This is a genomic window from Pseudomonas sp. LB3P58, assembly GCF_054897895.1.
The window spans coordinates 5,327,541-5,340,839 of record NZ_JBUBVE010000001.1; the positions used below are offsets into that span (position 1 = coordinate 5,327,541).

A 13,299-nucleotide genomic window follows, 5' to 3' on the forward strand; every position below is an offset into this window, starting at 1 on the left:
ACGGGGTATATCGCGACGCTTTGACGCGCTCTGCTGACAGACTCTTCATGTAAGGCTGTAACCCGCTCATTTGATAGTGTGCATCCATCCAGTATTTGGCCGTATACTCCTACGTTTTCGACGCCCGCCGAGCGAGGCCACTTTGGACAAGATCCTGATTCGTGGGGCCCGAACCCACAACCTGAAGAACATCGACCTGACCCTGCCCAGGGACAAACTGATTGTCATCACCGGCCTGTCCGGCTCCGGAAAATCATCCCTGGCATTCGACACGCTGTACGCCGAAGGCCAGCGCCGCTACGTCGAATCGCTGTCGGCCTACGCTCGGCAATTTTTGTCGATGATGGAAAAGCCTGACGTCGACACCATCGAAGGTTTGTCGCCAGCCATTTCCATCGAGCAGAAATCGACCTCGCACAACCCGCGTTCGACGGTCGGCACCATCACCGAAATCTACGACTATCTGCGCCTGCTTTACGCTCGCGTGGGTATTCCGCGTTGCCCGGATCACGACATTCCGCTGGAAGCCCAGACCGTCAGCCAGATGGTCGACCTGGTCCTCGCCCAACCGGAGGGCAGCAAGCTTATGCTGCTGGCCCCGGTGATCCGCGAGCGTAAAGGCGAACATCTTTCGGTCTTCGAAGAACTGCGCGCCCAAGGCTTTGTACGGGCCCGGGTCAACGGCAGGCTCTGTGAGCTGGACGAATTGCCGAAGCTGGATAAGCAGAAGAAGCACTCGATCGATGTGGTGGTTGACCGCTTCAAGGTGCGCGCCGACCTGCAGCAGCGCCTGGCCGAGTCGTTCGAGACCGCGCTGAAGCTGGCAGACGGCATCGCCCTGGTCGCGCCGATGGACGACGAGCCCGGCGAAGAAATCATCTTCTCCGCGCGCTTCGCCTGCCCGATCTGTGGCCATGCCATCAGCGAGTTGGAACCCAAACTGTTCTCCTTCAACAATCCGGCCGGCGCTTGCCCGACGTGTGATGGCCTGGGTGTTAAGCAGTTCTTCGACATCAAGCGATTGGTCAATGGTGAACTGACGCTGGCCGAGGGCGCGATTCGTGGCTGGGACCGGCGCAACGTCTATTACTTCCAGATGCTCGGCTCGTTGGCTTCACACTACAAGTTCAGCCTGGAAGTGCCATTCAACGAACTGACGGCCGATCAGCAGAAGTTCATCCTGCACGGCAGCGGGTCGCAAAACGTCGACTTCAAATACCTGAACGACCGCGGCGACATCGTCAAACGCTCGCACCCGTTCGAAGGCATCGTGCCGAATCTGGACCGTCGCTACCGTGAAACCGAGTCCGCCTCGGTGCGTGAAGAACTGGCCAAGTTCCTCAGCACCCAGCCTTGCCCGGATTGCCGTGGTACTCGCCTGCGTCGTGAGGCGCGGCATGTGTGGGTGGGCGAGAAGACGCTGCCGGCGGTGACCAATCTGCCGATTGGCGATGCCTGTGAATATTTCGGCGTGCTGAAACTCACTGGCCGCCGTGGCGAAATTGCTGACAAGATTCTCAAGGAAATTCGCGAGCGACTGCAGTTCCTGGTCAACGTTGGCCTGGACTATTTGTCGCTGGATCGCAGTGCCGACACGTTGTCCGGTGGTGAGGCGCAGCGTATCCGTCTGGCCAGCCAGATCGGCGCCGGACTGGTGGGCGTTCTGTACATCCTCGACGAACCGTCGATTGGTTTGCACCAACGGGACAACGATCGGCTGCTCGGTACCCTCAAGCACCTGCGGGACATCGGTAATACGGTGATTGTGGTCGAGCACGACGAAGATGCGATTCGCCTGGCTGACTACGTGGTGGATATCGGTCCAGGCGCAGGTGTACACGGCGGACACATTGTCGCCGAAGGTACGCCAGCCGAAGTCATGGCGCATCCAGACTCGTTGACCGGCAAGTACTTGTCGGGCCGGGTGAAGATTGCAGTCCCGGCCAAACGCACGCCGCGTAACAAGAAGTTGTCGCTGTCCCTCAAGGGCGCCCGTGGCAACAACTTGCGCGATGTCGATCTGGACATTCCGATCGGCCTGCTGACCTGTGTAACCGGCGTGTCCGGCTCGGGCAAGTCGACGCTGATCAACAACACGCTGTTCCCGCTTAGCGCTACGGCATTGAACGGTGCGACGACGCTCGAAGCGGCCGCTCACGACAGCATCAAAGGTCTGGAGCATCTGGATAAGGTTGTCGACATCGACCAGAGCCCTATCGGTCGAACGCCGCGCTCCAACCCGGCGACCTACACCGGGTTGTTCACACCGATTCGCGAACTGTTCGCCGGTGTGCCGGAGTCCCGCTCCCGCGGTTATGGTCCTGGACGCTTCTCCTTCAACGTGAAGGGCGGACGTTGCGAAGCGTGTCAGGGCGATGGCCTGATCAAGGTGGAAATGCACTTCCTGCCGGACATCTATGTCCCGTGCGACGTCTGCAAGAGCAAGCGCTATAACCGCGAGACTCTGGAGATCAAGTACAAGGGCAAGAGCATCCACGAAACCCTCGAGATGACGATCGAGGAAGCGCGGGTGTTCTTCGACGCGGTTCCGGCCCTGGCGCGCAAGCTTCAGACGCTGATGGATGTCGGCCTGTCGTACATCAAGCTCGGGCAGTCAGCGACCACGCTGTCGGGTGGTGAAGCCCAGCGGGTGAAGCTGTCCCGCGAACTGTCCAAGCGCGACACCGGCAAGACGCTGTACATCCTCGATGAGCCGACGACCGGCTTGCACTTCGCGGATATTCAGCAACTGCTCGACGTATTGCATCGACTGCGCGACCACGGCAACACCGTGGTGGTGATCGAGCACAATCTGGATGTGATCAAGACGGCCGACTGGCTGGTGGACTTGGGGCCGGAAGGCGGTTCCAAGGGCGGCCAGATCATTGCTGTCGGTACGCCGGAAGAAGTGTCGGAGATGAAGCAATCTCACACGGGCTTCTACCTCAAGCCGCTGCTGGCTCGCGACAAAGCCTGAATCAGGCCCATGAAAAAGCCCCTGTCACCTCATCGGTGACAGGGGCTTTTTTGTAGCCGGTGGAATCAGAACTGCGATTGCAGGTAATTCTCCAGACCGATCAACTTGATCAGACCCAACTGTTTCTCGAGCCAGTAGGTGTGATCTTCTTCGGTGTCATGCAATTGAACGCGCAGAATCTCGCGGCTGACATAGTCCTTGTGCTGTTCGCAGAGCTTTATGCCCTTGCAGAGCGCGGCGCGGACTTTGTATTCCAGCCGCAGGTCAGCGGCGAGCATGTCCGGCACGGTAGTGCCGACATCAAGGTCGTCCGGACGCATGCGCGGCGTACCTTCAAGCATCAGAATTCGGCGCATCAGGGCATCAGCGTGCCCGGCCTCTTCTTCCATCTCGTGGTTGATACGTTCGTAGAGCTCGGTGAAACCCCAGTCCTCGTACATCCGCGAATGGATGAAATATTGATCACGCGCCGCCAGTTCGCCGGTCAGCAACGTGTTGAGGTAATCGATTACGTCTGGGTGGCCTTGCATCGCCCTACATCTCCCTGCTTGAAAGTCTGTAGTTTGAACCAAGCAGACTGTTTGGTCACTCTGCTTGCGCGATAAAAGCGAAGATATTCTGAGAAAAGTAGTTTAAATAACGCAAAAACCGCCCAAATGAGGGCGGTTCTGCTTCTCGTTTAGACTTCGTTAAGCTGTACGTTGAGCAGCTTTGCGATTGCTTCTCCGTACGCCGGATCAGCTTTGTAGAAATGCTGCAATTGGCGGTCAACTACATCGCTGGAAACTCCGGTCATTGCGCCGGCAATGTTGCCGACCAACAGCGCTTTCTGCTCATCGCTCATCAAACGGAACAACGCACCGGCGTGGCTGTAGTAGTCGGTATCCTCGCGGTGATCGTAGCGATCAGCCGAACCACCTAGCGCCAATGGCGGCTCTGCATAACGAGGTGCTTGCTTCGGTGATTCGACGTAGCTGTTCGGCTCGTAGTTAGGTGTCGCTCCGCCATTGCTGCCAAACGCCATTGAACCATCACGCTGATAGCTGTTCACCGGGCTGCGAGGCGCGTTCACCGGCAGTTGCTGGTGGTTGGTGCCAATACGGTAGCGGTGAGCATCGGCGTAAGCGAACACTCGACCCTGCAGCATGCGGTCAGGCGACAAACCGACACCTGGGACCATGTTGCTCGGACCGAACGCCGCTTGCTCGACTTCAGCAAAATAGTTCTGCGGGTTGCGGTTAAGCTCCAATTCGCCCACTTCGATCAGCGGAAACTCTTTCTGCGACCAGGTTTTGGTCACGTCAAACGGGTTCTCGTAGTGCGCTGCGGCCTGAGCCTCAGTCATGATTTGGATGCACACGCGCCATTTCGGAAAATCACCGCGCTCGATCGCGCCGAACAGATCACGCTGTGCGTAATCCGGATCGGTACCGGCCAGGCGTGCTGCATCTGCTGGCGCCAGGTTTTTAATCCCTTGCTTGGTTTTGTAGTGCCATTTCACCCAGTGACGTTCGCCATTGGCGTTAATCAGGCTGTAGGTGTGGCTGCCGAAGCCGTGCATGTGACGGTAGCCATCGGGGATGCCACGGTCCGAGAACAGAATGGTGACCTGGTGCAGCGCCTCAGGTGAGTGCGACCAGAAGTCCCACATCATTTGTGCGCTTTTCAGGTTGCTTTGCGGCAGACGTTTTTGGGTGTGAATAAAGTCCGGGAATTTCAAAGGATCACGGATGAAGAACACTGGCGTGTTGTTACCGACGATGTCCCAGTTGCCTTCTTCGGTGTAGAACTTCAGGGCGAAACCACGTGGATCGCGCTCGGTGTCGGCCGAACCACGCTCACCGCCAACGGTGGAAAACCGCAGGAAGGTTGGGGTTTGCTTGCCGACAGACTCAAACAGTTTGGCGCTTGTGTACTCGGTGATGTCCCGAGTTACGGTGAACGTACCGTAAGCACCCGAACCTTTGGCGTGTACACGGCGCTCAGGGATGTTTTCACGGTTGAAGTGGGCAAGCTTCTCGATCAGGTGAAAGTCGTCGAGCAGCAGCGGGCCACGAGGGCCGGCGGAACGGGAATTCTGGTTATCAGCGACAGGAGCGCCACTGGCGGTGGTAAGTGTTTTATTTTGGCTCATGCGATGTCTTCCTCTGTCAGTCTTTCCTACTGCCGGCTAATCGGCTGAGAGGGAGTATTGACCATCAACATGACACCATCAAATTCATTAAATTGTGAGAATCGATAGATAAATACTAATGAGGCTTTATCGCTTAGGCATTTCGATACTTTTCGAGCGCGCACAAAAAACCGGGCACTAGGCCCGGCTCTTCGTTTCAGACTGACGTCTTACTCAGCGGATACAGCTTCACCGCCGGCAGGACGATCAACCAACTCGACGTACGCCATAGGCGCGTTGTCGCCAGTGCGGAAACCGCACTTGAGGATGCGCAGGTAGCCACCCTCACGGGTAGCGTAACGCTTGCCCAGGTCGTTGAAGAGCTTACCAACGATAGCTTTCGAACGAGTACGGTCGAAAGCCAGACGGCGGTTAGCCAGGCTGTCTGTCTTGGCCAAAGTGATCAGCGGCTCAGCAACGCGACGCAGTTCTTTAGCTTTCGGCAGTGTAGTTTTGATCAGCTCGTGCTCGAACAGCGACACTGCCATGTTTTGAAACATGGCCTTGCGGTGCGAGCTAGTGCGGCTCAGGTGACGACCACTTTTACGATGACGCATGGTTCATTCCTTACCAAACACAACGTTCGGTGATTACGACGATCAGGCAGTCGCCTTGTCGTCCTTCTTAAGACTTGCAGGCGGCCAGTTGTCGAGGCGCATGCCGAGGGACAGACCGCGGGAGGCCAGAACGTCCTTGATTTCAGTCAAGGATTTCTTGCCAAGGTTCGGAGTCTTCAACAGCTCTACTTCGGTACGCTGAATCAGGTCACCGATGTAGTAGATGTTTTCCGCCTTAAGGCAGTTAGCCGAACGTACAGTCAGTTCCAGATCGTCAACCGGGCGAAGCAGGATCGGATCGATCTCGTCTTCCTGCTCAACAACCACTGGCTCACTGTCACCTTTGAGGTCGACGAACGCAGCCAACTGCTGTTGCAGAATGGTTGCAGCGCGGCGAATTGCCTCTTCAGGATCCAGAGTACCGTTGGTTTCCAGATCAATAACCAGCTTGTCCAGGTTAGTACGCTGCTCGACACGGGCGTTTTCCACCACGTATGCGATACGGCGAACCGGGCTGAACGAAGAGTCAAGCTGCAAGCGACCGATGCTGCGGCTTTCGTCTTCATCGCTCTGACGCGAGTCTGCCGGTTCATAACCACGACCACGAGCTACGGTGAGCTTCATGTTCAGGGCGCCGTTAGACGCCAGGTTAGCGATTACGTGATCGGGATTAACGATCTCGACATCATGATCCAGCTGAATATCGGCAGCGGTAACCACCCCCGAACCCTTCTTCGACAAGGTCAGCGTAACTTCGTCACGGCCGTGCAGCTTGATAGCCAGACCTTTAAGGTTCAACAGGATTTCAATTACGTCTTCCTGTACACCTTCGATGGCGCTGTACTCATGGAGCACACCGTCAATCTCGGCCTCGACTACTGCGCAGCCGGGCATTGAGGACAACAGGATGCGGCGCAGCGCGTTGCCCAGGGTGTGGCCGAAACCACGCTCGAGAGGCTCGAGAGTGATCTTGGCGCGGGTTGGACTGACAACCTGCACATCAATATGGCGGGGTGTCAGGAACTCATTTACCGAAATCTGCATGGATGCACCTATTTTCTAGCCCTTACTTGGAGTAGAGCTCGACAATCAGGCTTTCGTTGATGTCGGCGGACAGATCACTGCGAGCAGGAACGTTCTTGAAAACGCCCGACTTCTTCTCAGTGTCTACTTCTACCCATTCTACGCGGCCACGTTGGGCACACAGATCGAGAGCTTGGACAATGCGAAGTTGGTTCTTTGCTTTCTCGCGAATCGCGACCACGTCACCAGCACGAACCTGGTACGACGGCACGTTTACGGTCTGACCGTTAACGCTTACGGATTTGTGCGATACCAGCTGACGGGATTCGGCACGAGTAGAGCCAAAACCCATACGGTATACAACGTTGTCCAGACGGCATTCGAGCAGTTGCAACAGGTTTTCGCCAGTTGCACCTTTCTTGCCAGCAGCTTCTTTGTAGTAGCCGCTGAATTGACGCTCGAGAACGCCGTAGATACGACGGACCTTCTGCTTTTCACGCAGTTGGGTGCCGTAATCGGACTGGCGACCGCGGCGTTGGCCGTGGATACCAGGTGCTGCTTCAATGTTGCACTTCGATTCGATCGCGCGCACGCCGCTCTTCAAGAAGAGATCGGTGCCTTCGCGACGAGCGAGTTTGCATTTTGGACCAATGTAACGAGCCATTCTTTACAATCTCCTGGATTACACGCGGCGCTTCTTCGGCGGACGGCACCCGTTGTGCGGGATTGGCGTCACGTCGGTGATGCTGGCGATCTTGTAGCCACAGCCGTTCAAAGCGCGGACTGCAGATTCACGACCTGGGCCTGGACCTTTGACGTTAACGTCGAGGTTTTTCAGGCCGTATTCCAGCGCAGCTTGACCAGCACGTTCAGCAGCTACTTGAGCAGCAAACGGGGTGGACTTGCGGGAACCGCGGAAACCCGAACCACCGGAGGTAGCCCAGGAAAGAGCGTTGCCTTGACGGTCGGTGATGGTCACGATTGTGTTGTTAAAAGATGCATGGATGTGGGCGATGCCATCAACCACTGTCTTTTTAACTTTTTTACGAGGACGAGCAGCAGGTTTAGCCATGATTAATTTCCTGTCGATTCGCTGGGGCGATTACTTGCGGATCGGCTTACGCGGACCTTTACGGGTACGCGCGTTAGTCTTGGTACGCTGACCGCGCACTGGAAGACCACGACGATGACGCAGACCGCGATAGCAACCGAGGTCCATCAAACGCTTGATTTTCATGTTGATTTCGCGACGCAGGTCACCTTCAGTGGTGAACTTCGCCACTTCGCCACGCAGCTGTTCAATCTGCTCGTCGCTCAGATCTTTGATCTTTGCGGCTGGGTTTACCCCAGTCACTGCACAGATCTTCTGTGCAGTAGTGCGACCAACACCATAGATGTAGGTCAGCGAGATAACAGTATGCTTGTTATCTGGAATGTTAACGCCTGCAATACGGGCCATTCAGTGGGACTCCAATTGACAGCTACCTACGCCCCGGAAGCCAAGAAATAGGGCGCGAGATAATATCGCTGTAATAACAAATAATCAACCCGGCAGCGCACTAGCTGCCGGGCTTGAAGCACAATCACACTCAGCCTTGGCGCTGTTTGTGACGCGGTTCCGCGCTGCAAATTACTCGAACAACACCTTCGCGGCGAATAATCTTGCAGTTACGGCACAGCTTTTTCACCGATGCACGAACTTTCATCACCAACTCCTCGAACCTTATGGGTACTCAGCGCAACATGCCGCTGCCGTAACCCTTCAGGTTGGCTTTCTTCATCAGGGATTCGTACTGGTGCGAAACGAGGTGCGATTGTACTTGGGACATGAAGTCCATCACAACCACGACGACGATCAGCAACGAGGTCCCGCCAAGGTAGAACGGTACGTTTGCTGCAACCACCAGGAACTGGGGCAGCAGGCACACGGCCGTCATGTAAAGAGCACCGAACATGGTCAAGCGAGTCAGAACGCCATCAATGTAGCGCGCAGACTGCTCACCTGGACGGATGCCCGGAATAAAGGCACCGGACTTCTTCAGGTTTTCCGCTACGTCTTTCGGATTGAACATCAACGCCGTATAGAAGAAGCAGAAGAAAATAATCCCTGCACTAAACAGCAGAATATTCAACGGCTGACCAGGAGCGATCGACTGCGAGATGTCCTGCAACCAGCCCATACCTTCAGACTGACCGAACCAGGCACCCAACGAAGCCGGGAACAGCAAAATGCTGCTCGCGAAAATGGCCGGAATAACGCCGGCCATGTTCACCTTCAGCGGCAAGTGGCTAGTCTGCGCAGCGAAGACCTTGCGGCCCTGCTGACGCTTGGCGTAGTGAACAGCAATACGACGCTGACCACGCTCAATGAACACCACGAAACCGATAATCGCTACTGCCAGCAAACCGATGGCAACCAGGGCGAAGATGTTGATATCACCCTGACGTGCAGACTCGAAAGACTGCCCGATCGCTCTCGGAAGACCGGCGACGATACCCGAAAAAATCAACATCGAGATACCGTTACCAACACCACGCTCAGTAATCTGCTCACCCAGCCACATCATGAACATCGCACCAGCCACAAAAGTGGATACCGCGACGAAATGGAAGCCAAAGTCACCAGTGAACGCAACGCCCTGCCCTGCCAGACCAATGGACATGCCAATTGCCTGAACGAGAGCGAGGACGACAGTGCCGTAGCGGGTGTACTGGCTTATCTTGCGACGGCCAGCCTCACCTTCCTTCTTCAACTGCTCCAGCTGCGGGCTGACGGCGGTCATCAGTTGCATGATGATCGATGCCGAAATGTACGGCATGATCCCCAGCGCAAAGATGCTCATCCGCTCCAGCGCGCCGCCGGAAAACATGTTGAACAAGCTAAGAATGGTCCCCTCATTCTGTCGAAACAGGTCCGCGAGTCGGTCCGGGTTGATACCTGGAACCGGGATGTGTGCGCCTATTCGGTAGACGATAATCGCCAGGAACAGAAAACGCAGACGAGCCCAGAGTTCAGACATACCGCCTTTGCCGAGCGCAGAGAGAGCACCTTGCTTAGCCATTTATTCCTCGAACTTGCCGCCAGCTGCTTCGATAGCCGCACGCGCACCTTTGGTGGCGCCGATTCCCTTTCCGATGGTGACAGCGCGAGTAACTTCGCCGGACAGCATGATTTTCACACGCTGAACGTTGACGTTGATCACGTTGGCATCTTTCAGGGACTGCACGGTGACGATGTCGCCTTCCACTTTAGCCAGCTCGGACAGACGCACTTCTGCGCGGTCCATGGCTTTCAGGGAAACGAAACCGAACTTCGGCAGGCGACGATGCAGCGGCTGTTGACCGCCTTCAAAGCCTGGAGCAATGGTGCCACCGGAGCGGGAGGACTGACCTTTGTGGCCACGGCCACCGGTCTTGCCCAAACCACTACCGATACCACGGCCCGGACGATGCTTTTCGCGACGGGAACCCGGCGCTGGACTCAGATCATTGAGTTTCATCGATTAACCCTCGACACGCAGCATGTAGTAAGCCTTGTTGATCATCCCGCGATTCTCGGGAGTATCAAGTACTTCTACAGTGTGACCGATGCGACGCAGACCCAGACCCTTAACGCACAATTTGTGGTTAGGGATGCGGCCGGTCATGCTTTTGATCAGCGTAACTTTTACGGTAGCCATGATCAGAAGATCTCCTTGACGCTTTTGCCACGCTTGGCGGCAATGGATTCAGGAGACTGCATAGCTTTCAAACCTTTGAAAGTGGCGTGAACCACGTTTACCGGGTTAGTCGAGCCGTAGCACTTGGCCAGAACGTTCTGAACGCCAGCAACTTCGAGGACAGCACGCATAGCGCCGCCAGCGATGATACCGGTACCTTCAGAAGCAGGCTGCATGTACACCTTCGAAGCGCCGTGACCGGACTTCATTGCGTACTGCAGAGTGGTGCCGTTCAGGTCAACTTGGATCATGTTGCGGCGAGCAGCTTCCATTGCCTTCTGGATCGCAGCAGGCACTTCACGCGACTTGCCACGGCCGAAGCCAACACGCCCTTTACCATCACCAACCACGGTCAACGCGGTGAAAGTGAAGATACGGCCGCCTTTAACGGTTTTGGCTACGCGGTTAACTTGAACCAGCTTCTCGATGTAGCCTTCGTCGCGCTTTTGGTCGTTATTTGACATAACTTAGAACTCCAGCCCAGCTTCACGAGCAGCATCAGCCAGCGCCTTGACGCGGCCGTGATACTTGAAGCCAGAGCGGTCGAAAGCCACCTGCGAGACGCCAGCGGCTTTAGCACGCGTAGCGACCAGCTGGCCAACCTTAGTGGCCGCGTCGATGTTGCCAGTGGCGCCATCACGCAGTTCTTTATCCAAAGTCGAGGCAGATGCCAGGACTTTGTTGCCGTCGGCCGAAATGACCTGGGCGTAGATGTGCTGCGACGAGCGGAACACGCAGAGACGCACGACTTCGAGTTCGTGCATTTTCAGGCGTGCTTTGCGAGCGCGACGCAGTCGAGTAACTTTTTTGTCGGTCATTTGCTATGCCCTACTTCTTCTTGGCTTCTTTACGACGGACGACTTCGTCCGCGTAGCGCACACCTTTGCCTTTGTACGGCTCTGGTGGACGGAAGTCGCGGATCTCGGCGGCCACTTGACCTACCAGCTGCTTATCGATGCCCTTGATCAGGATATCGGTCTGGCTAGGAGTCTCAGCGGTGATGCCTTCCGGCAGTTCATAATCCACTGGGTGCGAGAAGCCAAGAGCCAGGTTCAGCACTGTGCCTTTTGCTTGCGCTTTGTAACCAACACCGACCAGCTGGAGCTTGCGCTCGAAGCCTTGGCTTACGCCTTGGACCATGTTGTTTACCAACGCACGAGTGGTACCAGCCATTGCGCGAGTTTGTTGATCGCCATTGCGAGCAGCGAAACGCAGCTCACCAGCTTCTTCAACGATCTCAACGGACGAATGGATGTTCAGTTCGAGAGTGCCCTTGGCACCCTTCACCGAAAGCTGTTGGCCTGCGAATTTGACTTCGACACCGGCTGGCAGCTTAACGGGGTTCTTAGCGACGCGTGACATGCTTATCCCCCCTTAGAACACAGTGCAAAGAACTTCGCCGCCGACACCGGCAGCGCGCGCAGCACGATCCGTCATCACACCTTTGTTGGTGGAGACGATAGACACACCGAGACCGCCACGAACTTTTGGCAGATCATCGACGGACTTGTACTGACGCAGGCCTGGACGGCTAACGCGCTTCACTTCTTCGATAACCGGACGGCCTTCGAAGTACTTCAGCTCGATGGACAGCAGTGGCTTGATTTCGCTGCTGATCTGATAACCCGCAATGTAACCTTCGTCCTTCAGGACTTTGGCAACAGCTACCTTCAAAGTAGAAGATGGCATGCTTACGACGGACTTTTCAGCCATCTGGGCATTACGGATTCGAGTTAGCATGTCCGCTAACGGGTCCTGCATACTCATGGGCTAGACGCTCCTAATACAAAAAAATTAGCCTTGCGGCTACTACTTGTCGCCGAGCTCATCCATGCGGAAAAAGCACGGGCTCAGGCGAGCCGGGTATTCTAGACACACCCCACAAATGAATCAAGCCCCAAAAGGGGCTTGATTCAAGTTCAAGGTCACCGGTGGTCAGGATCTTGCGATCCCGAACACCGAGACTTTGACAGTGCTTACCAGCTGGCTTTAACCAGACCAGGTACGTCACCACGCATTGCAGCTTCACGCAGTTTGTTACGGCCGAGGCCGAACTTGCGGTAAACGCCGTGTGGACGACCGGTCAGGCGGCAGCGGTTACGCATGCGCGAGGCGCTTGCGTCACGTGGCTGCTTCTGCAGAGCTACTGTAGCTTCCCAACGCGCTTCTGGACTTGCGTTCAGATCAACGATGATAGCTTTCAGTGCTGCACGCTTTTTGGCGTACTTGGCAACCGTGAGCTGACGCTTCAGCTCGCGGTTTTTCATGCTCATCTTGGCCATTTTCCTACTCCAATCAGTTGCGGAACGGGAATTTGAAAGCACGCAGCAGCGCGCGACCTTCATCATCGTTCTTGGCAGTGGTGGTCAGGGTAATGTCCAGACCGCGGAGAGCATCGATCTTGTCGTAGTCGATTTCCGGGAAGATGATCTGCTCTTTAACGCCCATGCTGTAGTTACCACGACCATCGAAGGACTTGGCATTCAGGCCGCGGAAGTCGCGGACCCGAGGCAGGGAGATCGACAGCAGACGATCCAGGAATTCGTACATACGCTCACGGCGCAGGGTCACTTTGACGCCGATCGGCCAACCTTCACGGACTTTAAAGCCAGCGATGGATTTCCGAGCGTAGGTCACAACGACTTTCTGGCCGGTGATCTTTTCCAGGTCAGCAACAGCGTGCTCGATGACTTTTTTGTCACCGACCGCTTCGCCCAGACCCATGTTCAGGGTGATTTTTGTAACGCGTGGAACTTCCATCACGTTCGAAAGCTTAAGTTCTTCCTTAAGCTTCGGTGCGATTTCCTTCCAGTAAATCTCTTTTAGTCGTGCCATGGTCTTCTACCTAGC

General features: G+C 55.9%; 18 protein-coding genes. 1 reads left to right on the forward strand and 17 read right to left on the reverse strand.

Annotated elements, in window-relative coordinates:
* Positions 1–142 precede the first annotated feature (142 nt).
* Positions 143–2,977, forward strand: coding sequence for an excinuclease ABC subunit UvrA (gene uvrA, locus ACYZTZ_RS24830; RefSeq protein ID WP_033059462.1), 2,835 nt, complete (start codon positions 143–145; stop codon positions 2,975–2,977).
* A 65-nt stretch (positions 2,978–3,042) separates the two neighbouring features.
* Here uvrA and bfr read toward each other — a convergent pair whose 3' ends face one another.
* The 17 genes from bfr to rplE all read right to left on the reverse strand — a co-directional run bounded on the left by bfr (position 3,043) and on the right by rplE (position 13,284).
* The gene (gene bfr / locus ACYZTZ_RS24835) at positions 3,043–3,507 is read right to left on the reverse strand and encodes a bacterioferritin (RefSeq protein ID WP_462000002.1); all 465 of its coding nucleotides are present in this window, start codon (positions 3,505–3,507) and stop codon (positions 3,043–3,045) included.
* A 149-nt stretch (positions 3,508–3,656) separates the two neighbouring features.
* Entirely contained in the window at positions 3,657–5,111 is a 1,455-nt protein-coding gene (locus tag ACYZTZ_RS24840; RefSeq protein ID WP_462000003.1) for a catalase, read from the reverse strand.
* Between the two features lie 209 nt (positions 5,112–5,320).
* Positions 5,321–5,707: a 50S ribosomal protein L17 gene (gene rplQ / locus ACYZTZ_RS24845; RefSeq protein ID WP_008145500.1), complete on the reverse strand. Its 387-nt coding sequence runs from the start codon at positions 5,705–5,707 to the stop codon at positions 5,321–5,323.
* A 42-nt stretch (positions 5,708–5,749) separates the two neighbouring features.
* Entirely contained in the window at positions 5,750–6,751 is a 1,002-nt protein-coding gene (locus ACYZTZ_RS24850) for a DNA-directed RNA polymerase subunit alpha (protein ID WP_003186012.1), read from the reverse strand.
* A 22-nt stretch (positions 6,752–6,773) separates the two neighbouring features.
* Positions 6,774–7,394 (reverse strand): 30S ribosomal protein S4, encoded by a 621-nt coding sequence (gene rpsD, locus ACYZTZ_RS24855; protein ID WP_003210056.1) that lies wholly within the window; start codon positions 7,392–7,394, stop codon positions 6,774–6,776.
* 18 nt (positions 7,395–7,412) lie between these two features.
* Positions 7,413–7,802 (reverse strand): 30S ribosomal protein S11, encoded by a 390-nt coding sequence (gene rpsK, locus ACYZTZ_RS24860; protein WP_002555466.1) that lies wholly within the window; start codon positions 7,800–7,802, stop codon positions 7,413–7,415.
* Between the two features lie 30 nt (positions 7,803–7,832).
* Entirely contained in the window at positions 7,833–8,189 is a 357-nt protein-coding gene (gene rpsM, locus ACYZTZ_RS24865) for a 30S ribosomal protein S13 (RefSeq protein ID WP_003186020.1), read from the reverse strand.
* 130 nt (positions 8,190–8,319) lie between these two features.
* A complete protein-coding gene (rpmJ, locus tag ACYZTZ_RS24870) occupies positions 8,320–8,436 on the reverse strand; it encodes a 50S ribosomal protein L36 (RefSeq protein ID WP_002555468.1) in 117 nt (38 codons plus the stop codon).
* A gap of 27 nt (positions 8,437–8,463) precedes the next feature.
* Positions 8,464–9,792 carry a preprotein translocase subunit SecY gene (secY, locus tag ACYZTZ_RS24875; protein WP_003228718.1) on the reverse strand — a complete coding sequence of 443 codons (1,329 nt, stop codon included), beginning with the start codon at positions 9,790–9,792 and terminating at the stop codon, positions 8,464–8,466.
* Positions 9,793–10,230, reverse strand: coding sequence for a 50S ribosomal protein L15 (rplO, locus tag ACYZTZ_RS24880; RefSeq protein ID WP_007896782.1), 438 nt, complete (start codon positions 10,228–10,230; stop codon positions 9,793–9,795).
* Positions 10,231–10,233: 3 nt separating this feature from the next.
* Complete coding sequence (gene rpmD / locus ACYZTZ_RS24885) at positions 10,234–10,410, reverse strand: 50S ribosomal protein L30 (protein WP_003186033.1); 177 nt, start codon at positions 10,408–10,410, stop codon at positions 10,234–10,236.
* A 2-nt stretch (positions 10,411–10,412) separates the two neighbouring features.
* Positions 10,413–10,913, reverse strand: a complete 501-nt coding sequence (rpsE, locus tag ACYZTZ_RS24890) for a 30S ribosomal protein S5 (protein WP_007943782.1) — start codon at positions 10,911–10,913, stop codon at positions 10,413–10,415.
* 3 nt (positions 10,914–10,916) lie between these two features.
* Positions 10,917–11,267, reverse strand: coding sequence for a 50S ribosomal protein L18 (gene rplR / locus ACYZTZ_RS24895; protein WP_003186037.1), 351 nt, complete (start codon positions 11,265–11,267; stop codon positions 10,917–10,919).
* A 10-nt stretch (positions 11,268–11,277) separates the two neighbouring features.
* The gene (rplF, locus tag ACYZTZ_RS24900) at positions 11,278–11,811 is read right to left on the reverse strand and encodes a 50S ribosomal protein L6 (RefSeq protein WP_003176412.1); all 534 of its coding nucleotides are present in this window, start codon (positions 11,809–11,811) and stop codon (positions 11,278–11,280) included.
* 12 nt (positions 11,812–11,823) lie between these two features.
* A complete protein-coding gene (rpsH, locus tag ACYZTZ_RS24905; protein ID WP_003186040.1) occupies positions 11,824–12,216 on the reverse strand; it encodes a 30S ribosomal protein S8 in 393 nt (130 codons plus the stop codon).
* A 209-nt stretch (positions 12,217–12,425) separates the two neighbouring features.
* On the reverse strand, positions 12,426–12,731 hold the full coding sequence (gene rpsN, locus ACYZTZ_RS24910; protein ID WP_003176414.1) for a 30S ribosomal protein S14: 306 nt from the start codon (positions 12,729–12,731) through the stop codon (positions 12,426–12,428).
* A gap of 13 nt (positions 12,732–12,744) precedes the next feature.
* Positions 12,745–13,284: a 50S ribosomal protein L5 gene (gene rplE, locus ACYZTZ_RS24915; protein WP_003176415.1), complete on the reverse strand. Its 540-nt coding sequence runs from the start codon at positions 13,282–13,284 to the stop codon at positions 12,745–12,747.
* Positions 13,285–13,299: the final 15 nt, after the last annotated feature.